The sequence below is a fragment of the Clostridium sp. CS1-1 genome, assembly GCF_056135525.1.
In genome coordinates this window covers 2056714-2080530 of sequence record NZ_CM148680.1, presented here as the reverse complement: position 1 = coordinate 2080530, position 23817 = coordinate 2056714, and the positions used below count along the sequence as shown (strand labels likewise).

Here is a 23817-nt window from a genome sequence, read left to right as displayed (position 1 = left end):
CTTTAAGACTATTGCAATCGTTTCCCATTTCTGACCTCTTACTAAAACAATAAAGGTATTCTAAATTCCTATCCTTTAGCACTCTTTCCACATTCTCAGAAAACAATATAAATTCTAATCTTATATGTTTTACATTTATAAATTGTGTAGTTAGCTAGCCCATTCTCACTTCTATACTCAATATATAGTATTAATTATGCACATTATCCACAATATATTGTTGATAAGTATTTTCAATTGAAATAAGCACTAGTATTTCTACCAATGCTTATTTGCTATATAACAAGGGGGACTCATTATATGTTTTTTTATTCTATTTTGTATCTATGTTCAATTTACTTAAACTCTCTGACATTCTGCCAGCTTTACTATTAGCTTTACACAATGATAATGTTATTACTATAGTTATGAAATTTAATAATCTACCTAAAAAATTATCTTTTTATTGTTGTTTAAAGTAAGAGTTTTAATTTATGAAATCAAAATACTGATATTAATTATGAACCATTATAAACAAGCTGCATAATATAGTATCAAATATAATCCCTCACACTACATAGGGAATCAAGTTTGACTATAAATTACAAACTAACTTAGTCTTGATTTTCTATAAAATAAACGTGGGGGGAATAAATATGGGTAATTGTCATTCAGTTTATAGTGAATCTGATATGAATACTACTCGTTCAACTTGTAGTGAATCTGATATGAGTAATAGTCGTTCAGTTTGTAGTGAATTTGCAAGAATACTTGGGGCAGAAATTCTAACTTCAACAAATAACCTATGTGTTGTGACATTTAACAGAAATATAAATGCACAAATACTTGGTAGACGAACTCGTTCCCCATTAGCTTTAGCTGCTCTATTTTCTTTCGAGTCCATGGATAAAAGAGGAAGAACCCTTAATTTAGGTGAAACAGTTATCCTCCAAGATGAAATTAATGATTTTATTACTATACTCAGAAGCCACGGGATTTTGGTTACTGGACTTCATAATCACTGGTTATTTGAATGTCCAAGGCTTATGTATATTCACTTTGAGTCAATTGATAAACCTCTGAATTTTGCAAGAAAAGTAGCTGACGCACTTCGTGTTCTAAGAAGATAATTAATGCGGATAACTGAGCAATATTCCACGGTTATCCTTTAAAAACTCGCGCTGTTCTTCTTAGCGGGAGAATTACTTTCCTTAAAAAAAGTTGGCCCTATATTGCCAGCTTTTTTATAAATCTCATAATAAGAGAAAATAAAGAATAAATTTGTTAATATTAGGTACTAATCAATTTAGTGCCTAATATTTATGTTATTTAAGGTCAAAAACTTAATTGAAAGTATTCTTTTAAATTTCAAAAAAAGCCTTGATTTTTCAAGGCTTTGATAACACTATAAATCTTACTTTAACGTATTCTTAATCTCCTCTTTAAAAGTCTTTAATAAATTATGATTTAGTAAATCATCTGAGTACTTAAGTTCTTTTGTAGCATCTTCCTTTTTCTTTTTTAAGTCTTCAGTTTCTTCGATCATCTTACCGGTTTTTATGTCATAATAGGTGTCTGTCCAAGAAATATAAAACGTGTTTCCATCAGTAAATGATCCATTTCTAAAGATTACTTTATTACTATTTGAATTAAGCATATCTTTACCAAACATATAATCTTTTGATAAATTAAACAAGTTCGCTAGCGTTGGATATAAATCCATTTGTCCAGAATAAGTATGATTTACACCTTTATATTGATCATTTGGAAAATGCATTATTAGAGGTACTTTCTGATATTCAAACCAAGTTAAATCATTAGCATTACTTACATTTTCAAATTTGTAAAGCTGATCTATTTCTTCTCTTGGAATTGCAAAATGATCTCCATAAACAGCAACTACAGAGTTACTTAGAATTCCTTCTTTATCTAGTTTATCTAAAAACATTCCTAATTGTTCATCTGTATAATGAATACTTTTTAGATAATTTCCTAAAAGAGAATTGTCATATTCTCCAACATTAAAATCTCCATAAGCTTTTACATCGTCATACGGATGATGACTACTTAAGGTTACTAAAAACGAATAGTAAGGTTCTTTAAAACTCTTAATTTTATCTAAGGATTGATTTAAAAATGATTTATCACTTAAACCTAGACCTACTTCTTCATCAATATTAAAACTATGTTGTCCATAAAAATCCTGAAAATCTTCGGCTTTATACATTACATTTCTGTTCCAAAAGCCTTCATTATTACCATGCAATGCTGCTGTGTAATAATTATTTTCCTTTAACTGTCTTGCTAAAGAATCATAATAGTTGCTACTATAAGTATTATAAGCAGCGCCTGATTCTGCAGGGTACAATGAATTATTAGACATAAACTCTGCATCCGAAGTATTACCACCTGCTACTTGATAAAAATAGTTATCGAAATACAAGCTCTTATTTATCCATTTATTTAAGTTAGGGGTTATCTCTTGTCCACCTATCTTTTGGTTAATAACAAAGCTTTGTAAGGCTTCAACTTGAATAACTATTAAGTTTTTGCCTTCTGCTATTCCTTTTAAATTAGTGCTATTATTATTGTTTTCTACTAAAAAGTTTTTAATTTCTTCTTCTCTCTCCGAAGGTAACTTTTTTGAGTTTTTAACATTCGTACTCACATAATTGAAGGCATCTACTGCGTGAAAGTTTAGATTACCTATCATTTTTGTTAAATATATTCTATTACTCATTGAAGTTAAAAGTGTTGGTTGATCCTTAGAAACTGCGTACACAGATTTCACATTCATAAAAAGTCCTATTATAAGCATGAGAATAAAAACAGAAAATCTTTTAATAAAAGGTTTTTTCTGAGTTTGAGGAGTCTTCTTATATATTTTTAGTACTGGTAATAGTAGGACTATATCCGCTAAATACAAAAAATCCTTTAAATTGATTAAACTACTTACACTAGAAGATACCCCGCCCAAAAGTTTTATATTTTTTAAAGCTGCAACTGTTGTAACGTCCTTAAAATACTTAAAATATACTATATCAGACAATAAAACTAAGCTTATAATTAAATCCATGGAAAACAATAAATTTAATCTCTTCTGTTTGCTAAGAAGCACCGTAAAGCTTGTCAATATTAAAATAGAAGCAAAAATTGGATATGCTACTTTTGTATATAAATACTCTGGCGATATCTGCTTCGCATAGATCATTAATTTTAAAAATATTATATACGAGAATATTATTAAGTCTGCATTATATAATATAAAGTCTCCTAATTTACTCTGCTTTATATTCTTAAAATTCATTTTCTTCGTCCTTCCCTTTATAGTTTCAAGTTTATCTTATACCTAAAACATTACAGTTCAGTGACAAATTATTTAACAAATTGTAAACTACTTTACTTTAATAAGCTAATAACTTTCTTTTAAACAATTAATAAGTTTAATAATAAGATTTTCTAAATCTATTTAATTTATTTTTTTACTAAATCTTTTCATGTTTTTGTAAGTTTTAACTTATTTATTGACAAATGTATAAACATTGCTTAATGGCAAATAACTAATATAAAATATATTATATGTAAGATTTGTTTATAAGGTCTTGTCTTCACAGTATACAAAAGCTGTAGCTATTACTAGCGACAGCTTTTGTATGATTTGCTTTTTACAGTTAACAAGACAATATTTTACTAAAAGCTAGATGTATATTTTATTCAACTTCTTATTATTTAGTATCGTTCTAATTTCTATTTGAATTATAATTGTTAAATGCTATTAGAAGTTAAGTTATAATTTAATTCTTGGTTAAACAGACCTATTATTGCATGGATTTATTAACAATAAAGTAAAATTTGACTCCATATTCTGTATTTTCTACCCCATATTCATATCCATGTAACATAAGTATATTTTTAACAATAGCAAGGCCTATACCAGTACCACCAAGCTTTCTATTCCTAGACTTATCTATCTTATAAAAGTTATCCCATATCTTATTCTTTTCCTCTTCAGGTATAAGGCTTCCACTATTCTCAATATAAACCTGATACTTGTCATTCCCTATTTCTTCAATACCAATGTTAATCTGTCCATTTTCTTCAGTATGCCTTATAGCATTTGTAATAAAATTAGTAACAACCTGTTCCATTCTTGACCAATCCGCATATATACATATTTCATCTAATTTAATTACTTTTAGCTTTATATTTTTTTCATCTATTAGGGACCCAAACTTCTTTATTGTGTATTTCAATAGTTCATTAATATAAAACCTTTCTTTTACTAATCTAAAGTTTCCTGATTCTAGCTGAGATAAGTCTAGCAGATCAGATACTAAATTAGACATCTTCTTACTTTCATCCATAATAACATCAATATAGTATTCCTTTTCTTCTGCTTCAAAAACTCCATCTTTTAAACCTTCGGCGTAACCACCTATAAGGCTTATTGGTGTTTTTAGCTCATGAGAAACCGCTGCTACAAACTCTTTTCTCATTCTTTCTATTCTTCTTTCCTTTTCGATATCCTCTTCCAGTTTTGCATTAGCTTCCTTAAGGGACGTTAACGCTTTATCTAGGTTATCCGACAAAAAACTTAAAGTAGTAGCTAGGCTTCCTATTTCATCTTCTCTTTGAATAACAAGCTTATCAGAAAAATCTAATTCTGCCATTTTTGAGGCTGCTTTGTTTAGCTGAAGTAATGGCTTTGAAATCATATTCGAGTAAAGTAGAGATAATATTATAATTAAAAATATTGCTCCAAAATAAAAATAGAAATAAAACTCTTTTATAACATAAGTAGCCTCATTTACAGGCTGAAGTGATGTAATAGCAAAAATTATTTCATCTTTGTTATTACTTGGAATTGCACTTATGATACTTCTAATTTCATTATTATTTTTTTCAGTTAATATAGTAATAGACTTGTTATTTTCTCTCATTTCTGAAAGCATATCAGATCTTAAAGTCCAGTTTTTTATCGTTTCATTAATGATCCTTATTCTAGCAGCATCACTTCGCTCACTATTAGACTTTGTAATAAACTTTATTCTGCCCTTATTATCTAATATAACTATCTTAGCATTATGACTTTCTTCAAAATCTCTGATTAAATCTGTTATTTTTTTACCATCTTCTGATTTATCATAGGCAATTTTGAATTTTTCGATTCCTTTTTGTAGGTTATCTTCCTTTTTACTTATATAAAATTGACTAAAAAACACGGATTGAATTACTAAAGTACTACTTATAAAAATAATAAAAACTATAACAGTTACAACAAATAATTTCCAAGTTATACTTTCGTTAATACTTTTTATTAATCTTATATCTTTTAAATTCATTTTTTAACCTCAAACTTGTAACCAGTTCCCCTTATTGTAGATATTAAGTACGCCTTTTCCCCTAGTTTTTCTCTTAGTCTTTTTATATGAGTATCCACTGTCCTCAAATCCCCATCATAATCCAATCCCCATATTGAGTCTAAAATTTTTTCCCTACTTAAAACTATATCTTTATTACGTACGAAATAGCATAATAGTTCAAACTCCTTAGGAGATAAATATATTTCTTTTTCATCCAATTTTATTTCATGATTTTGTTCATTTATATAAAGCCCATCAAGTGAATTAGTATCTTCTAGTTCATCAGGATAGGATCTTTTTAGTAAAGCTTTTATTTTAGCTACTAAAACTTTTGGACTAAAGGGTTTTGTAACATAACTGTCTATACCTAACTGAAAACCAAGTAACTGATCTTCATCTTCTGCCTTTGCCGTAAGCATAAGTATTGGAACATCAGATGTTTTTCTAATCTCCCTACAGGTAGTCCAACCATCCATTACAGGCATCATAATATCAAGAACTACAAAATCAACTTTATCTTCTTCCAATATTTTAAGTGCTACTTCACCATTTTCCGCTTGAAGAACGCGGAATCCTTCTTTTTTTAAATAGGCATCTATTAAAAATCTAATTCTCTCTTCATCATCTACAATCAATATTACCTTGCTCACATTTACACTTCCAATCAAATTTAAAGTTTGTTAAATTACAATTTACTTATTAATATCCTCTCTAGTTATAATTTTACTTTATTATCTAAATTATATCATAAATTTTGAATTTCATACTCTTAGTGATATTTAAACCTAAAAAACCGTACAAGCTTAAAGTTTGTACGGTTTTAACACTAATTCGTTTATTATAATATTTTTTTAGTGTAATTATTTAATTCCTTTACGCTTTCTTCAAGCTTTTTGTCTACTCCAGTTGCCTCTTCTATATGATGGAGTATTTGATTATTTGTTTCTTTTAAAATCTCATCAATACTGCTTATTTTTTGTAACACCTGTCCAACATTTCCTTTTTGAGTCCCTAAAATATTAATTACTTTCTTTACTCCACCTTCTACCTCAGCAAAAGAAGTTAGCGTTTCATCAATTTTTTCTATCGCACCTTTTGATGCTCCTATTCCTTCTGAAATTACTTTTGTGCTTTTTTCTGCATTATTCAATACATTTTTTGTTTCTAAATTAATACTGTGTACTAAGTCAGTAATATTTTTTGTACTTTGTCCAGTTACTTCCGCAAGTTTTCTAACTTCATCTGCAACCACAGCAAAACCTTTACCACTTTCACCTGCCCTCGCTGCTTCAATTGCTGCATTTAATGCAAGTAAATTAGTTTGATTTGCTATACCGCTGATTAGCTGAGCTATTTCGTTGATTTTATTAAACTTCTCTGCAAGTAGATTTATGCTACTATAAGTACCCTTAATTTCATTTTCTAGAGAAGAAATAATATTCATCATGGACTCCACAGATTCTTTTCCTTCTACAGATTTTTCTACAGTAGTTTCGGTAATACGCAAAAGTTTATTACCTTCATTATATAGAATATTAGTAGATTCATCTGTATTTGTTGTCAACTCTGAAACAATCTTCATTTGATTTTTTATATCTCCAGCTAAATCTGCTAAAACATCATGCTCACTATTAACCATATTATGCTGATTTATAATTGTCTCTATCTTTTTATGCATACTCTTTAAAAAGTCAACAGTCTCATCTTGTATATTACCACAAGAAATATTCTTTTCCTTTATCTCATCAACAATTGAATTCTCAACAATTGAGTTATTCTTTTTGGCTTTAAAAAAATTTATCACGTTACCCCTTCCCTTTCGTGTACGCTAAATTATTGCATAGAACTCCTAAGTATACTTTATTATAAGTTATCCCTATCTGTCAATAATTACTAAGCATTTTAATCTATTCAAGATTAAGAATTTTAACTCTATAAAAGCCTTATCAAGTTCAGTGTTGATAAGGCCCTTAACTATTCTTACAACTGACTACCTCAGATTTTAATTCATAAGTGCATAATACAGATGCATTATCAAATTCTACCAGCTATAGATTAACGTAATTAATCTCCTAGGTTGTTTTAATACTATAAAATTTATTTTAGTTCTTAAAAATTAGCACATAATCCTATTTACACTTAAGGCAAATTAGCAACTTATTTTATTTGACTCGAGTTCTTTAACTTACCTCGGAGCATTCCAATCAAGAGAAAAAGAATCGGTAATCCTATACTTAAAACTGCACATACTTGCCCCCATCCATTTGATAAAAAATGCACATAAAAATTGTGATCCCGACCAATATAATAAGTTCCAATTATTGTTATTAAAATTAAAGGGAAAAAAATTTTCCAATCTTTTTTTACATTGGTAACCTGCTTGAAACTGTACGTACTGCAAAATAACATCACAGTTGATTGAACAAACATTGCCCAAACAAAGAAAATAACCATAATTAATTCGTATCTTGGAAGATAAATAGATAGTTGAGCACTTCTTACCTGCTGCATACATACTACAGTAAACTGCTTCATTACATCTGCTCCCATAACACCAACCTCGCTAATAGGCCAAATAATTATCATGATAGCCCCTACTAACATCCCCCAAAATGATATAGATATAGATTTCTTCTTCTCATTAATCATTGGATATATTATTCCTATGGCAAAAATAACCATAGCTATATCAGTAAACATATACATACTATTGTAGACATTAGCACTCAATCCTCTATCCATTAAAGGCATAAGATTCATATAACGAAAATCTCTTATAGTACCTAAAACCATAGTTATATTTATCATATTGGCCATAATAAATCCGAAGAATGAAAATCTTAGAGTAACCTCGATTCCTGATATTACCCCATATGCACATAGTAAAATATAAATTGTACATAATAAGAAAAAAGGGGTTTGAGGTAAAAAATATTCACTAAGATGTAAGGTTATTACATTTGCAGATACCATAAATGCAACAGTAAAAAATATTGCTATTATCCCCCCTAAGGTTTTGCCGATTAATCTTCCAAAGATATCCTCAGCGTATTGAATAATTGTTTTTTCTGGAAACTTCGATGAGACATATGTCATCATTAATACCATTAAAGTACCTGCTATAAACCCAATTAGCATAGCCGACCATGTATCTGCCCCTATTCTTCTCACTATAACTCCTGCAGTAATTCCTATTGCTTTACCGAACAATATATTAGGAATAACAAAAAAATATTGTAGCCTATCAATCTTTGCCTTCATCCCTTCTCAAACCTCCACTTTCTTTTTCCTGCATAATAGGTCTTTGGTAAAGAACGCTAGTACGAATATCTATTTTCACATTAATATTAATTAAAGTATTTGGGTATAGTTCTTCCCATTTATTCTTTATACTCTTATCCCATTCACTCTTATGCTGAATATGGATTATACGACCAAGACCTAAGACATCACTCTTATATTCTTTTTGAATCTTTTCTGTCCCCTTAGAAATAGCTTTTTCCACCTGCGTTTTTAACTCTTTTTCCACCTTATTTTTCAATTCATCAATAGACATATTAGATACGAAATCTTCTTCTGAAATATGCCCTTCTGCTTGGAAATTGATATTTATTACAGGATTATTATCATCAATTTCTGAATTTATTTTAACATTTATATTTCTAAGTTCTACTGCAACCTTTTTTTTATTTTCACCTATATTGGATACTGAAAGGATTGAGCTTTTTGTTTCACCTCTTACCCAACTTAGTCCTCTTGTTTCCTCTGGAGAAAGCCATCCTTGCATTTTTGTACCCTTAAAAACTGCTCCGCCAGCAAGTTCAACCTGACTATTTCCTTCGCCAGGCAATTTTTCTCTCTTTCTGAATGTAGACACAAGTGGTTGAACGGAATCACTTAAAAAGTCTGAATAAAGTCTAAGCATATCAGTCTGTACACTTAAACTCGGAAGATCCTGGTATCTAAACAACTCTGCTACTGATATTCCAGGTATATCTTCCATACCTGTTTTGGATGACACATATTCGCTTGCTTTTCCTTTTGCAATTCCTACCCATGTTTTCATTCTTAACTCAGGGTTATGTGTAAAAAAATCTATTACAGGTGTTATATCTTCTCTTGCAAGTTCTTCTCCAATAATTACAACATTATTATGAGCCCACATTATTCTTCTTGATGAAAACCTAGCAAGATTCCTAACAGCTTCGAAAATAGTACTTCCATCAGCACTTGCTACCCAGGTTGGCTCTCCACTAGCGGTACTACCTTGACCTCCTCCTTGGCCTTTTCCTTTTGCTATTTGAACTGTAACCACAAACCCTTCTTTGTCAGTGGATTTATCTATTCCAACTATCATTACCATTCCTAGTTCATTTAACTCTCTCATATCCCAACATCCTGATAAAAAAATTGTGTTAAATATAAAGAATAAGGCTATTAATTTTTTCATAATTTTATCATCCCTCAAAGTAGTATTAAGAGTCTTTCAAGTTATCCTTTGGTGGCTCTGGTTTTAAATCTCCCGATTGTCTCACTACATTAGAAGAATGTGAAAACTTTGGTCTCCTAGCCATTTTCCACCAAGGAACTCTTACTGCAATATCTTTATTTTCATCAATACGGAAAGGCATAACTGGAGCCATAAAAGGTGCACCAAAAGATCTAAGCGAAAGCAAATGAATTGTAATAGCAATTGTTACTCCTAGAAACCCCAAAATTCCAAATAATCCAGTAATTACTATAAGCGGGAACCTAAGCATTCTAAAAGTAATAGCTAAACTATAGGCTGGCATAACAAAGGAGCTTATACCTGTGATTGCAACTACAATTACTGCTGTAGGAGAAACTAAGCCTGCATTTACCGATGCATCTCCAATAACTAAAGCTCCAACAATGCTTACAGCCTGACCAATGGGTTTTGGTATTCTAATACCTGCTTCACGCAAGACTTCAAACATTAATTCCATTATTAAAACTTCAAGCACTGCCGGAAATGGTATTCCTTCCCTTCCAGCAGCCATTTTCAACGCCAAAGGTGTAGGGAGCATTTCTTGATGATAAGAAGCAAGTAAAACATATATAGAAGAACTTGTTAAGGCTAAAAACATAGATAAAATACGAATAAACCGGATTGCTGTGCCTATGAAAAATCTCTCATAATAATCTCCACTGCCTTGAATAAATTGCCAAAATATAGTTGGCACAATTAATACAAATGGTGTATTGTCAACTAAAATTACAATCCTACCAGATAGTATAGCTGCTGAAGCTTTATCTGGTCTTTCTGTGTGTTCTATTTGGGGAAATGGGGAGTATGGAGAATCTTCAATAAACTCCTCTATATATCCACTCTCTAGTATACTATCTACTTTTATTCTATTTAAACGGCTAACCAATTCTCCTAATGTCTTTTTATCTACCAATGAATCAATGTAGGCAATTGCAATATCTGTTTTTGTTCTTTCACCAATTCTCATCATATCGAATCTCAGCCCATAATCACGAATCCTTCTTCGTATAAGAGTAGTGTTAATACGGATACTTTCAACAAATCCATCTCTTGGACCTCGAACCTCGGTTTCAGTGGCTGGTTCCGATACAGCACGAGTCTGAAAGCCCCTAGTTGCAAAAATAAAAGCATTATTCATTCCATCGACAAACAAAACACTATCACCTGAAACTAAACTGTCACAGGCATCCTCCCACTTATCAGTGGCCTTAACGGAAGGTGCGAATACCCCGGCATCAATTAATCCATTTAATAAACCTTCATTGACTATCAAATCTTTTTGATCTGGAAGCTGGGAATAGGATATTAATGGCGCTAGTATTGTGTCATCAATTTCACTTGTGTTAACTAAACCATCAATAAATACTAAAAGAGCTCTCACATCGTTAAAGCTTGGTATTACAATGCGACGATATACAATATCAGCTCCTTCACCTAGTGTCTGTTTTAAATGATTTTCATTACAGACTAACTCTCTATCTATAGGATTGTTTTCCATACGAAAATCCTCCTCATTTTTATTATAAAGAGGTAAACTACCATCCTTGGGATTATTTGTTAAAAAACACATCTAAACTTAATTATTCCCTTAACAAAAAAAACTATACTCTAAAAATTTAGTGTCAATCCCTCTGTTACTTCATACTATATTAATGTAGTTATCTTATGGAGGATTTTTATGGAATTTAATAAAAATGAAAGAGTAGACACTTTAGATGAACGACAAGACGATGCCATGAATGACATTCCAATGAGTGGTATGATGCCTTATGGTACTCAGCAAATGCCTATGGATGGCACAATGCCTTATGGAATGCAACAAATGCCTATGGGTGGCGCAATGCCTTATGAAATGCAACAAATGCCTATGAGTGGCTCAATGCCTTATGAAATGCAACAAATGCCTATGAGTGGCTCAATGCCTTATGAAATGCAGCAAATGCCTATGAGTGGCTCAATGCCTTATGAAATGCAGCAAATGCCTATGAGTGGCTCAATGCCTTATGAAATGCAGCAAATGCCTATGAGTGGCTCAATGCCTTATGAAATGCAACAAATGCCTATGAGTGGCTCAATGCCTTATGAAATGCAACAAATGCCTTATTCGATGCAAGGTTATCCTATGATGTACGGTCCAGGTATGATGAATCAATATGGGCAAGATATGTCTAGACAAGGGGATTTATTACCATTAGCTTTATTAGGATTAGGTTCCTATGCATTTGGTGATTATCCACATAATTACTATCCACCATATTATAATCCGTATTTCAATCCATATTTCAGTCCATACTATGCACCTTATTATAATCCATACTATGGATCTTATTATCATCACAGAACAGATTAATAATAATATTAAATTTAAAATGACCGATCCTTAAGATTAATCTTAAAGATCGGTCATTTTTGCACTGTAAATTATTACTCTACCTCTCTACCTGTTGAACTCTGCCATATTTCAAACCACTGCTGTCTTGTCAACTTTACATTCTCAGCCTCTACTGCAGCTTTAATTCTATCTATCTTTCCTGACCCAACTATAGGAATTATCTTTGCAGGATGGTTTAATAACCAAGCGTACATTAAAGTATCTATTGAACTTATATTCAATTCCGCAGCAATTTTTTCTAGAGTTCCTCGCAATCTAATAGCTCTATCATCATTAGAACTGAAAATTTTTCCACCGGCAAGAGGAGACCAAGCCATAGGTGGAATTCCTCTTTCTAGCAAATGATCTATACTCCCATTAGCAAAGCTGTCTAAGTTCATAACTGAAATTTCTATTTGATTTGTTACAAGTGGAAATTCTAAATAAGACGAAAGCATATTAAACTGAGATGGTTTAAAATTAGATACTCCAAAATTCAATACTTTTCCTTCATCCTTTAACTTAGTAAATGCCTCTGCAACTTCCTCAGGATTCATGAATGGATCTGGCCTATGTATCAGTAGCAAGTCTATATAATCGGTATTAAGGTTTTTTAAAGAGTTTTCAACTGATTTAATTATATGTTCCTTGCTAGTATCGTAATATTTTATTTTATTCTCTGGTCGATTTTTAGATATTAACTTTATACCACATTTTGTGACTATCTCAATTTTTTCTCTAAGATTAGGTTTTAATGCTAATGCATTCCCAAATAGGCCCTCACAGGTATAGCCTCCATAAATATCCGCATGATCTATAGTTGTGATACCCATTTCTATGCATTTTTCTAATAAATCTAAAACCCCTTGAGAAGTCATTCCCCACTCTGCAATTCTCCAATAACCATGTACTATCTTTGAAAACTCTAAGCCTTCTGTAAGCTTTACTCTTTCCATTCTCGTCACTCCTATAAGCTATTTAAAATACCTATAATAACTATAAATTTTATAATGGGTTTTAATCTCTTATTACATTATAACATAGTATGTCCACATTTTTCAGTAAAATCAGCACAGATAATAATCACAGTGCTGATATCATTTTAAAATTAAAGAGTCTCATCCCCTACATGCCAGTCGATAGGGCATAATCCTCCGGTTTGAAGCGCGCTAAGTACACGGATTGTTTCATCAACACTTCTTCCTATTCCTAAATCATGAACTACAGAATATCTTATAGCGCCTTCTGGGTCTATAACAAATAAACCTCTAAGGGATATTCCTTCCTCCTCCATTAGAACACCATAATTTCTTGATGCTTCCATTGTTTTATCAGAAGCTATTGGAAAGTTTATCTCTCCTAAACCACCCTCATTAGGATTTTGTTTTACCCAAGCTTGATGTGCATATTGGCTATCACAACTTACTGCTAATAATTCTGCATTTGCTTTCTTGAATTCTTCATACCTATTACTGAAACCAGTAATCTCAGTAGGTCATATGAATGTAAAATCTAATGGGTAGAAGAACATTACTAACCACTTTCCTCTATAATCATCAGATTTTACATCTATAAAATCACTTCCATCTCCTTTTACAGCACTCATCTTAAAGTAAGGCGCTGACTTTCCAACTAGCCTTTCCATAAAATATTCTCCTCCTTAAATTCTTTAATATTTAAATCAATTATTATGGTGTAAATTACACTTTAATCTATATGATTACCTTAAATTTATTTTCTATCCAAGCTAAAATCCAATATGAAAAAGCCTCAGTCTCATTAGTCTCTGACTGAAGCTTTTTCTCAGAAGAATCATTTAAATTTAATGTTAGCTAAGATACATATTGTTACTCACTTAATGCACTTAAACAACAGTAATTTTAATTCTTATTAAATAATGGTTACCTTTATAACCTCATCTATTAGTGCTAAATCCTTAATGATTTCTCCTGTTTGTATATATCTCGGTACCAATATGGAATATAAACTTCGTGCGTAGCTTGCTGCATATTCCTCTATTTCATCTTCAATAATAAATTCTATATTCTTAACCTTTATATTTTTACCTTGAAAATAATTTTCTACTTTCTGAACCATTCCCTTTTTATCTAAATATACAATTTCAAGCTTAGTCAAACTTGATCTGTCCATGAATCTAGATTCGAATTTCTTTAAACTTACAAGAACTAAAACTACAGCTACAGTAGATAGAACACTTAAGGAATAGTAGCCTAATCCTACTGCAAGACCAATGCAAGCAACTACCCATAAGCTAGCTGCTGTTGTAAGCCCTTTAACTGATCCTTTTTGGTGTATTATTGTACCTGCTCCTAAAAATCCGATTCCACTTACGACCTGTGCCCCCATTCTTCCTATATCTGCTTTCAGTGCACTGGCAAGTTCCGGATGCTTTAATATTATATTTACAGTTTGATCAACATCATATAATTGAATCATCGATATTACAGAGGAACCAACACATACGAGTATGTGTGTTCTAAAACCTGCTGGTCTATTTTTATATTCTCTCTCGTATCCAATTAATCCGCCAACAATAGTAGCTAAAAACAGCCTTATAATAACTTCATAAACGTTCATATAATCGTCTCCTTTTCAAAGATAAACATCTCATTTATTGCTACATATTATGAATAACGTTTTTCACCCACTTATTTGAAACTATTCTTATAATTCCGATTATACATTTAACTACATCTTCCATAGCAATCATGGCAACTACTAGGTATACAGGCAGCTTTAAAAGAAGAGCACCTACAAAAGCCATTGGAACTCCAATACCCCACATAGTTGAAGCCTCAGCTATAAACGAAAACTTTGTGTCTCCTCCACCTCTTAGAATTCCAACCACTAGGATTATATTAAACATTCTTAGAACTAAAACTGCGGAAGTTATATACAGAATTAATAATGAATCATGTAAAACACTTTCGGATACTTTAAAAAATGATAAAATACTTGGAGATGTAAAAAATAATATTGTTCCTGAAAATAATCCAATTATAAATCCCAAAGCTGAAAATCTTCTAGCATATATTTTTCCAGTTTCTTCATCACCAGCACCAATTTTCTTTCCAATCATTACTGTTGCTGAACTTGCAATGCCAAAGGTCAAAACCATAAATAAATTTTGTATTGTATTACTAATTTGAACTGAAGCCATTGCCTGAGTTCCTATTCTGCCATAAGCTACTGAATATACTACAATTCCAAGCCCCCAGCAAGCTTCATTTAAAACAACAGGTATGATTGTCTTAAATAATCTAAAAACAAATTCCTTGCTTACTTCTTTAAAATCACTAAATCTAGCTGCAAGTATATTATTAGTTTTATAAATATATGTGATCATTATCGTCATTTCGATCATCCTTGCAATTACTGTTGCTAAAGCTGAACCACTAACTCCTAGTTCAGGTGCCCCAAACTTACCAAACACAAAAACATAATTTAAAAATGTATTTGAAAGCAGGGCAATAGCACTAACCGCCATTGGAATAAAAGCCTGTTCTACATATCTTGAAGCCATAGCAAACGTAAAAGTCACTGCTGAAAATAAATAACTTATACACGCAATTCTCAAGAACTTTGAACCTAAGATTATAACTTTAGGATCCGTATTAAATATCCCTATAATTTTATGTGGAATACTTAAGGCTACTACAGTAAATATTACGGATAATACCAATCCAGCAACTAATGAAACTCCCAATACCTTTCTTATGTTCTTGATGTCTCTCTTTCCCCAAAATTGAGATATAAATATTCCTGACCCGCTAAACATACCGAAGGCTATTATATTAAATAGTACCATAAATTGATTGGCTATTCCGACAGAGGCTATCTCCGTCTCTCCAAGTCTACCAACGATTACTGTATCAATCATATTCAAAGAACTTGCAATAAAATTTTGTATAATGATAGGCAAAGCTATTCTAAGCAAATTCCTATAAAACTTTGAATCACAAAATAATTCTTTCAAAGCACTAACTCATCCTTTCTTGCATAACTACTACGACTAACACCCATATTTTTAGTAATTTAATGCTAAATATAAGCGTTAGTGAAAAACTTGTACATTAATTAAACAAAAATAATACCACTCTGAAGTTTTCAAAGTGGTTTTCTTCATCACTTTTGTTTAATTTTAATATAATTTACTAATTTATTTTTACATGACCAAAAATTCCATTTGCTTTTCGGATAATATATATTATATATATAATTTAGAGTTTTTGCTATACTATTATCTAAATCGATATATTTATTTACCTATAGTTTTACATATTAGGATTTATTACTATTTCCTGACTTAGTTTTACTTTCAGAATTGCTATCTTTATTTTGCTTATTATCATTCTTTTTATTTACACTATCAGATTCTTGAGAATTGTTTTCTGTATTCTTATTATTTTGTGTGCTTTCCTGATTATTCTTTTGTTGATTACTATTTTGTTGATCATTGCTATCATTGCACTTATTTTTATTACTTTCACCGTTCTCATTATCATCTTTTTGATTTTTACTATTATTTCCGCCACCACTATTTTTATTGTCACAGTTCCCACCATTCCCCTGAGAACCTTCATTTTTATTATTGCTATTTGAACCATTATCATTATTGCTATTCTCAGAGTCTTTACTTTCGCTCTCCTCACTATTGCCTTGTTCAGATTTTAAACTTCTTGAATAAATTTCTGAAACTGCCTGCAAATATTGTTTTCTCACGTCTTCTTTTGCCTTAGGCACATCTCCAAAAAATGCATGCTGTTCAACTTTCATTCCACAAAAACTAAATATTCCGTTGTCAGAAATTTGTTTCATGGCTGCAATAATGCCGTTTTTATTATAATTTTCATTTGATGTACCCATTGGGCTAAAAATAAATACTTTTTTATCTTTTAGCAATCCTTCTTGCCCCTGTTCGCCCTGTTTATAAGCCATTCCGAAGGAAAACACTCTATCTATATACCCTTTTAGAATAGCAGGCATTCCAGTCCACCAGATAGGATATACAAAAGTAATTATATTAGCCCACTTTATGTAACTTTGCTCTCTTTTAATATCTTCTGGAACTTTACCTTCATGAATATCCGATAAATCTGTACTCTTTAGTATAGGGTCAAATCCTATAGAGTACAGATCTCTAATCTCTGTTTTATATTTTCTTTTCATAGAAAAGTCCTTTGCGGCTTCTACTATAGCATTTGAAAAACTATTTGTATTTGGATGAGCATAAATAATTAAATGATTCATAAAAAGCCTCCAATTATAGTATTATTTAAACTAAGAGTTAGAATTAGTTTTTTCATATTAAGCTTTTTTATGAATATTTTTATAAAATTTTTAAAATTAATATTCTATAGTTTATGTAAACCATAAATATACTAAAACATAAAAGGCTTACAGTAATTAACTATAAGCCTAATCCCGAGTATCAAGATTTTTAATTTAAAGTACTTATCTCTTTCCTCTAATTACTTTAAGCGGAATATCTTCAAAATCTCTGCTAATTCTTTTAGTACTCACCCTTCTCTTCTTTCTTATAGTTGAAGATTTTACTTTAATATGCGTTTCATCTCCTATGTTTTGTAAGGAATTCGAATAACGGTGAAGCAAATACTTATCATCTAAAAAATATTCTGTAGGTACTCTATACGCAGCTTTATCTGAACTAGAGTAACAGCTTGTATCGTCTGTAAATATAATTATACAAACAGCTATAAAAAAGAAGATAATGAATATTATATTTGACACTTTAAACCACCTACCCTGTAAAACTTTTACACTAGTATAATGCCATAATATTACTTATCAGCTTATTTGTGATACTCTAAGTAATCCGTTTATGCTTATACTATGCACCATCAATTTAAAGCCTTAACTATCATATTTTTATATTTATACTATAATATTTTTAAATATTCCTAATTATGATACATCAGCTTAAAAATATTGCATTTATTTTAATTACTCTATTAAAACAAATTACTTCTGGAATTCTAGAAACATCTTAAAATCACTAAAAAAGGGGGTCAAACTGACTCCCTTCCTTTTCATAATTTGCTTTTAGTTGTATAACTATATAAAATTATGACTTCCACCATTTTATTTTACTAAAAATCTCACGAATAAAACTCCTTATTTTCACATAAATATCATTTATGGCCATTATAAAAATATTTGTACCATTTTTATTGTTATAATTAAAATATCTTTCATCATGTATTTTTTTTCGGTTAGAATATTGTTTGTCTTTATTACTTATTCTTGCGTTTTTTGTTTTTTTATTGCCAATTATAACTTGAAAATTTCTCTGTGTGATGTTACTACTTTTATCTTTAGCATCAGCTTTAATAATTATGCTTTCTTTTTTGCCATGTTCAATTGAACCACAATTACCATTATTATTTCCACTTTGAATCATAGCATACCCTTTTTGCAAGTTATGAATAGTACTCTCTCTTTCTTCTCCCTCAAGATCACAGCTCCGCTCAAGTATTATCAAAATATCATCATTGCATCTATTAATATTTATATTGCCCTCACAGGACACCTTTAAACCCTTACTAAATAGTTCATCTAACACCACTCATCACTCTCCCCCAACTAATAATAGGTCTTTTCCAAACACTTTCAGTTTATTTATTATAACAACACTAATCAATTGTCTGAAATTTATAACTATTTATAGTTATTTATATGATGTACCAATTTAATTTAACCCATTTATTTAATTAGTGAGAAAAATATACTTAATCACCCTAAAACTGAATGGAATATTTATTTGATACATCTTGTGCTATTTTGATATTTTTTGTAGAATAACAATATGAAATATTGCAAAATAACTATTGTCAAAATATATTTGAAAGTTTATGAGGAAAGAAGATGAGAGATTTCACAATTATTACTGATAGTTGCTCGGATTTACCAATACAGTTTGTAGACGAACTTAAGATTCCTTACGTAAGTTTGACTTATCGTTATAACGAAAACGAAAGGCTAGATGACTTCGGTACAAGCTATCCCTTAAAAGGGTTTTATGATGATATGAGAAAAGGAGAAATGCCTAAAACTTCTCAACCAAGCAGTCACTCCTTTTTTGATCTCTTTAAGTCAATTTTAAATGAAGGAAAAGACATCTTATATATTGGAGCTTCTAGTGGATTAAGTGGTACTGTGAGTGGAGCACATGTGGCGAGAAATATGGCCCTTGAAGAACATCCTAGTGCAAAGATTTATGTAATAGATATTCTAACAGCTTGCCTTGGACAAGGTTTAATGGTTCTAAAAGCCTACGAAATGCAAAAGCAAGGTTCGTCAATTGAGGATATAGTCAGCTTTTTAGAAAATATTAAGCAAAATTTAAATACTTATATGGTAGTAAATGATATAAATCATCTTAAAAGAGGAGGTAGAATATCTGCCACAGCAGCCTTTGTAGGCACTCTTTTAAGCATAAAACCATTCCTAACTATAAGTAATCTAGGTAAAGTTTTGCCTTTAGATAAAATAAGAGGACGCAAAAAAGCTATTAATACCTTAGTTGAAAAGGTTATAGAAAAGATAGAGAATCCTGAGGACCAAGTTATAGGTGTTTCTCACGGGGACTGCTTAGAAGATGCCTTAGTATTAAAAGATCTTATATTAAGTAAGGTAAAAGTTAAAGATGTAATTATCAGTTACATTGGTCCTGTTGTAGGAGCATATGGAGGACCTGAGGCACTAGCTGTTTTCTTTTTAGGAAAAGAAAGAGATATTCAAGCAGAATCCTAATATTGTAAGAGCAGAATAATGATGTACCTTTAAAACATTATAATCTACCTATAGGTATGTAAATAAAAAAGGTTTAGTCAATAAAAACTAAACCTTTTTTATGAGTTATAAAATCATTTCATGGCTGTAAATATGAAATGATTTTTTCTTCAGATGTGGATTACCATTTACCTGAAAACTACTTAAATCTTATCCGATGATTACCTGACTTAATATTACCACTTGGCTCAAGTTCCACTTTATGACAAGTGCAAATTTTTGACCTACTTTATTTATTCTACATTGATCATAAAATCTCCTGTTCTTAAGGCCAATTTAAATCATAAATATAATATAATTTTTTATATATGAATGCACCAAACATTTAAACTCATACTTAAACTTAACTTAAAAATTATATAATATAGATTATATTTGACCATAACATATATTCTTATCTTTATGACTTAAAAAATCCGTAAATTAAAAGCTAATAAGCTTTTGAGGTATGAGTTTACTTGGCTCATACTTCAAAACTTATCTGACATTATAGTCTAGTTTTATTTCACTTTACTCACACTACAAGCATTAAGCAGTTTTTTTATTATCTTCATTATTCTTAACATTTATCGGTCTCAATTTAGGTAATCCAGTTAGAATTGCTATTAAAGCGCAAGCTCCCATTAAATAAGGATAGAACAAATACTTCATCACTAAAATAGGAGATATTTTAGCTACACCAGCAGCTACAAGTATCTGAGCTCCGTAAGGTATAATTCCCTGAATAAAACAGGAGAAAGTATCTAATAGACTAGCCGACTTTCTTGGATCTACTCCAAATTTATCTGCAATATCCTTTGCTAATGGACCAACCATAACTATTGCTACAGTGTTATTGGCTGTACATGCATCTACTACACTTATAAGCGCAGCAATTCCAAATTCAGCACCTTTTTTGCTCTTAATTCGTTTTGTTATAAAATTAATAATAAAATCAATTCCGCCGTTATATTTAACTAACTCTACCATTCCGCTTATCAAAAGTGACATGATAACTAAATCAGACATACCTGTAATTCCTTTTCCAGCCGATTGAGCAAAGCCTATTAAATTAAAGGCACCTGTTGCCATTCCCACTACCCCTGAAAACAAAGTACCAAATATCAGTACCAGAATTACATTCCCTCCAATTAAAGCACCTATTAAGACAAATACATAAGGAAGTACTTTAATTAACGAATAGCTATAATTACCAACTAAAGCAATTTCCTTTCCACTTGTAATGACAGCAAGGATAATTGCGGTTATTACAGCTGCTGGAAGAACAATTTTGAAATTAACTTTAAACTTATCTTTCAATTCACAACCTTGAGTTTTAGTAGCAGCTATTGTTGTATCTGAAATCATCGAAAGATTATCTCCAAACATCGCTCCACCTACTACCGCTGCTAACGCAAGTTCTACTGGAACACCGGTTTTAGTAGCTAGTCCTACCGCCATAGGCGCTATAGCCGCAATTGTTCCCATTGAAGTCCCTATTGAAGTTGAAATGAAACATCCGATAATAAACACACCTGCAATCAAAATATTACTCGGCAAAATGCTTAACCCAAGGTTAACAGTAGAATCAACAGCCCCCATATCCTTTGCTACCTGAGCAAAGGAACCAGCTAATATAAATATTATGCACATTAAAATAATATTTGTGTCCGCAGCTCCCAAGCAAAATCTTTCTAATTTATTATTAAAACTTTCCTTCCTATTCATGGCTAATGCTACTAAAGCTGCTATTAAGAATGGTACCGTAACTGGCAAAGCATAAAAATCATTAGTTACAATTCCAGTAATTATGTACACAGCCACAAAAATTAAAAATGGCAATAATGCCCATGGGTTTCCTGTTTTGTTTTGACTCATTATAAACTCCTCCTCTTTTTCAATTGATGTTAAGTTCTAACTTATTTAAATTGCTATTGATTTATACTGTTTTAAGACAACCTTCAATTTAAATTTTGATGTTAAAACTCATAAATGGTGTAATCTTTAGTTCTTTGTATCATAATTTTAGACAATAAAAAAACTTCTTGCAGATAAATCAAGAAGTTAATACACCTTTCCTCATCTGCCAGGTAAAACCTGCTGGATTTAGCACCTTTAAAAGCACATCGTACTTTTGGGTTGCCGGGTATCATAGGGCCAGTCCCTCCACCACTCTTGATAAGAAGTTACTATTTAATTTTACTGTTGTATTATATCAATTTAACAGAATAAAGTCAACCACTATTTGAAAGATATCAATTCAAATATTTCATATTTCACAATTGTCCTTTTTGAATAATAACTAACCAATACAAATAAAAAGAATATAGTAATAATCGGCATACTAACGTAACCCAGTACTATATTCTCAGTAATATCCTATTACTTTGAAGACTCCTCAACAATTTTTATTCCTGCACTTGCCCCAATTCTATTAGCACCAGCTTCTATCATGGCTCTTGTAGCCTCAAAATCTCTAATTCCCCCAGAAGCTTTTACTCCAACATCAGCTCCTACAGTTTTTCTCATTAAGACCACGTCCTCTACTTTTGCTCCACCAGAGCTAAATCCTGTGGAAGTCTTTACAAAATCTGCACCAGCCTTAACTGACAGTTCACAAGCTTTTACCTTTTCTTCTTCAGTTAATAAACAAGTCTCAATAATAACCTTGACTAATGCCTTTCCTTTCGCTTGTTCCACAACATATCTTATATCCTCTTCGACAACATCATACATTTTATCCTTCAAGGCACCAACATTTATTACCATATCAACCTCTTGAGCTCCATTTTGAATGGCATTTTCTGTCTCAAAGGCCTTAACCTCTTTAGTATTAGCTCCTAAAGGAAACCCAATTACGACACAAGTTTTTACATCTGTTCCTTCAAGTTCTTTTCTTACTAAAGATGTATAATAAGGATTCACACAAACAGATGCAAAATTATATTTTCTAGCCTCTTCACATAGCCTTATCACCTGCTGTTCTGTTGCTTCTGGTTTAAGTATTGTATGATCTATATATCTTTGTATTTCCATTTTGTTTATCTCCCTTCAAATTCATAACCAATTCTTAAGGCCACAGTTTAATTGTAACTGTGACCTTAAATTTTATTCTTTTGTCTTAAATTTTATTCTTTTGTCTTAACTGTTTCAACATTTTCCTTTGTTACCAATGTTGAGCTTAATATTACTTTCTTTTCAACTTTTTCACCTTTAACAGCTTTTAAAGCTGTTTCTACAGCTGTTTTACCAAGGAAGAAAGGTGGTTCTGCTATTGTAGCTTCTTGTTTACCAGCTTTTACAGCTGCCACTGCAGGGTCTATTGCATCACAACCAATCAATGTAATTTTATCAAGTCTTCCGGCAGCTTCTATTGCTTCTAGTGCTCCAAGAGCCATTTCATCATTGGCAGCGTATACACCATCTATTTCTTTATTGGCTTGAAGTATGTTTTCCATAACCTTCATCGCTTCTGCTCTATCGAAGTTCACAGTTTGTTTAGCTACGACTTTCATATCTGGATGCTTTGCAATTGCTTCATTGAATCCCTTACTTCTATCTTGAGCAACATTCGTCCCCATAATACCCATTATTTCAACTATTTTTCCTTTTCCATTTAAAGCTTTTGCTAGGTAGTCACCAGCTATCTATATATGCCCCAAATAATGCTTTTAATAAGGTTATATTGATTGCCACCCTAAGTCCAGCTATCCATGAAATTTCACCTTTATACAGCTCCAAATTAACATCCTTGACATTCTTTTTACCTGTTTATATTTTTA

At 31.2% G+C, this 23817-nt stretch carries 20 protein-coding genes and 1 riboswitch; of the genes, 3 read left to right on the top strand and 17 right to left on the bottom strand.

Annotated elements, in window-relative coordinates; genetic code table 11:
- Positions 1–707: 707 nt before the first annotated feature.
- The gene (locus AC0N0V_RS09715) at positions 708–1109 is read left to right on the top strand and encodes a DUF1259 domain-containing protein (RefSeq protein ID WP_474464499.1); all 402 of its coding nucleotides are present in this window, start codon (positions 708–710) and stop codon (positions 1107–1109) included.
- A gap of 284 nt (positions 1110–1393) precedes the next feature.
- Here the strand turns inward: AC0N0V_RS09715 and AC0N0V_RS09710 are convergent, their stop codons facing one another.
- The 7 genes from AC0N0V_RS09710 to AC0N0V_RS09680 all read right to left on the bottom strand — a co-directional run bounded on the left by AC0N0V_RS09710 (position 1394) and on the right by AC0N0V_RS09680 (position 11350).
- Entirely contained in the window at positions 1394–3286 is a 1893-nt protein-coding gene (locus AC0N0V_RS09710) for an LTA synthase family protein (protein WP_474463764.1), read from the bottom strand.
- A 511-nt stretch (positions 3287–3797) separates the two neighbouring features.
- A complete protein-coding gene (locus AC0N0V_RS09705; protein WP_474463763.1) occupies positions 3798–5321 on the bottom strand; it encodes a sensor histidine kinase in 1524 nt (507 codons plus the stop codon).
- Complete coding sequence (locus AC0N0V_RS09700) at positions 5318–5992, bottom strand: response regulator transcription factor (RefSeq protein WP_474463762.1); 675 nt, start codon at positions 5990–5992, stop codon at positions 5318–5320. The genes AC0N0V_RS09705 and AC0N0V_RS09700 overlap by 4 nt, the downstream gene beginning before the upstream one ends.
- Before the next feature lie 188 nt (positions 5993–6180).
- Positions 6181–7146, bottom strand: a complete 966-nt coding sequence (locus AC0N0V_RS09695; RefSeq protein WP_474463761.1) for a methyl-accepting chemotaxis protein — start codon at positions 7144–7146, stop codon at positions 6181–6183.
- 353 nt (positions 7147–7499) lie between these two features.
- Positions 7500–8603 carry a GerAB/ArcD/ProY family transporter gene (locus AC0N0V_RS09690; protein WP_474463760.1) on the bottom strand — a complete coding sequence of 368 codons (1104 nt, stop codon included), beginning with the start codon at positions 8601–8603 and terminating at the stop codon, positions 7500–7502.
- On the bottom strand, positions 8587–9792 hold the full coding sequence (locus tag AC0N0V_RS09685; RefSeq protein ID WP_474463759.1) for a Ger(x)C family spore germination protein: 1206 nt from the start codon (positions 9790–9792) through the stop codon (positions 8587–8589). The genes AC0N0V_RS09690 and AC0N0V_RS09685 overlap by 17 nt, the downstream gene beginning before the upstream one ends.
- Before the next feature lie 25 nt (positions 9793–9817).
- On the bottom strand, positions 9818–11350 hold the full coding sequence (locus AC0N0V_RS09680; protein ID WP_474463758.1) for a spore germination protein: 1533 nt from the start codon (positions 11348–11350) through the stop codon (positions 9818–9820).
- 180 nt (positions 11351–11530) lie between these two features.
- Here AC0N0V_RS09680 and AC0N0V_RS09675 point away from each other — a divergent pair, with 180 nt between their 5' ends.
- Complete coding sequence (locus AC0N0V_RS09675; protein WP_474463757.1) at positions 11531–12202, top strand: hypothetical protein; 672 nt, start codon at positions 11531–11533, stop codon at positions 12200–12202.
- 74 nt (positions 12203–12276) lie between these two features.
- Here the strand turns inward: AC0N0V_RS09675 and AC0N0V_RS09670 are convergent, their stop codons facing one another.
- The 7 genes from AC0N0V_RS09670 to AC0N0V_RS09640 all read right to left on the bottom strand — a co-directional run bounded on the left by AC0N0V_RS09670 (position 12277) and on the right by AC0N0V_RS09640 (position 18830).
- Positions 12277–13179, bottom strand: coding sequence for an aldo/keto reductase (locus AC0N0V_RS09670; protein WP_474463756.1), 903 nt, complete (start codon positions 13177–13179; stop codon positions 12277–12279).
- A 152-nt stretch (positions 13180–13331) separates the two neighbouring features.
- On the bottom strand, positions 13332–13868 hold the full coding sequence (locus AC0N0V_RS09665) for a peroxiredoxin (protein WP_474463755.1): 537 nt from the start codon (positions 13866–13868) through the stop codon (positions 13332–13334).
- A 245-nt stretch (positions 13869–14113) separates the two neighbouring features.
- Entirely contained in the window at positions 14114–14821 is a 708-nt protein-coding gene (locus tag AC0N0V_RS09660; RefSeq protein WP_474463754.1) for an MgtC/SapB family protein, read from the bottom strand.
- Between the two features lie 40 nt (positions 14822–14861).
- On the bottom strand, positions 14862–16220 hold the full coding sequence (locus tag AC0N0V_RS09655) for an MATE family efflux transporter (RefSeq protein ID WP_474463753.1): 1359 nt from the start codon (positions 16218–16220) through the stop codon (positions 14862–14864).
- Between the two features lie 305 nt (positions 16221–16525).
- Positions 16526–17494 carry an NAD(P)H-dependent oxidoreductase gene (locus tag AC0N0V_RS09650; RefSeq protein WP_474463752.1) on the bottom strand — a complete coding sequence of 323 codons (969 nt, stop codon included), beginning with the start codon at positions 17492–17494 and terminating at the stop codon, positions 16526–16528.
- Positions 17495–17698: 204 nt separating this feature from the next.
- Positions 17699–17995 (bottom strand): hypothetical protein, encoded by a 297-nt coding sequence (locus AC0N0V_RS09645; RefSeq protein WP_474463751.1) that lies wholly within the window; start codon positions 17993–17995, stop codon positions 17699–17701.
- Between the two features lie 334 nt (positions 17996–18329).
- The gene (locus AC0N0V_RS09640) at positions 18330–18830 is read right to left on the bottom strand and encodes a hypothetical protein (protein WP_474463750.1); all 501 of its coding nucleotides are present in this window, start codon (positions 18828–18830) and stop codon (positions 18330–18332) included.
- Between the two features lie 299 nt (positions 18831–19129).
- Between AC0N0V_RS09640 and AC0N0V_RS09635 the strand changes: the two genes are divergently transcribed.
- Positions 19130–20017, top strand: coding sequence for a DegV family protein (locus AC0N0V_RS09635; protein WP_474463749.1), 888 nt, complete (start codon positions 19130–19132; stop codon positions 20015–20017).
- Positions 20018–20584: 567 nt separating this feature from the next.
- On the opposite strand, the gene AC0N0V_RS09630 is transcribed toward AC0N0V_RS09635, so the two are convergent.
- From AC0N0V_RS09630 to AC0N0V_RS09620, 3 genes are all read right to left on the bottom strand, one after another.
- Positions 20585–21913 (bottom strand): Na+/H+ antiporter NhaC family protein, encoded by a 1329-nt coding sequence (locus AC0N0V_RS09630; RefSeq protein ID WP_474463748.1) that lies wholly within the window; start codon positions 21911–21913, stop codon positions 20585–20587.
- A gap of 198 nt (positions 21914–22111) precedes the next feature.
- Positions 22112–22220, bottom strand: a riboswitch (SAM riboswitch).
- Positions 22221–22417: 197 nt separating this feature from the next.
- The gene (gene deoC / locus AC0N0V_RS09625) at positions 22418–23071 is read right to left on the bottom strand and encodes a deoxyribose-phosphate aldolase (RefSeq protein ID WP_474463747.1); all 654 of its coding nucleotides are present in this window, start codon (positions 23069–23071) and stop codon (positions 22418–22420) included.
- A 92-nt stretch (positions 23072–23163) separates the two neighbouring features.
- Positions 23164–23682, bottom strand: coding sequence for a substrate-binding domain-containing protein (locus tag AC0N0V_RS09620; protein ID WP_474464498.1), 519 nt, complete (start codon positions 23680–23682; stop codon positions 23164–23166).
- Between the last annotated feature and the right edge of the window lie 135 nt (positions 23683–23817).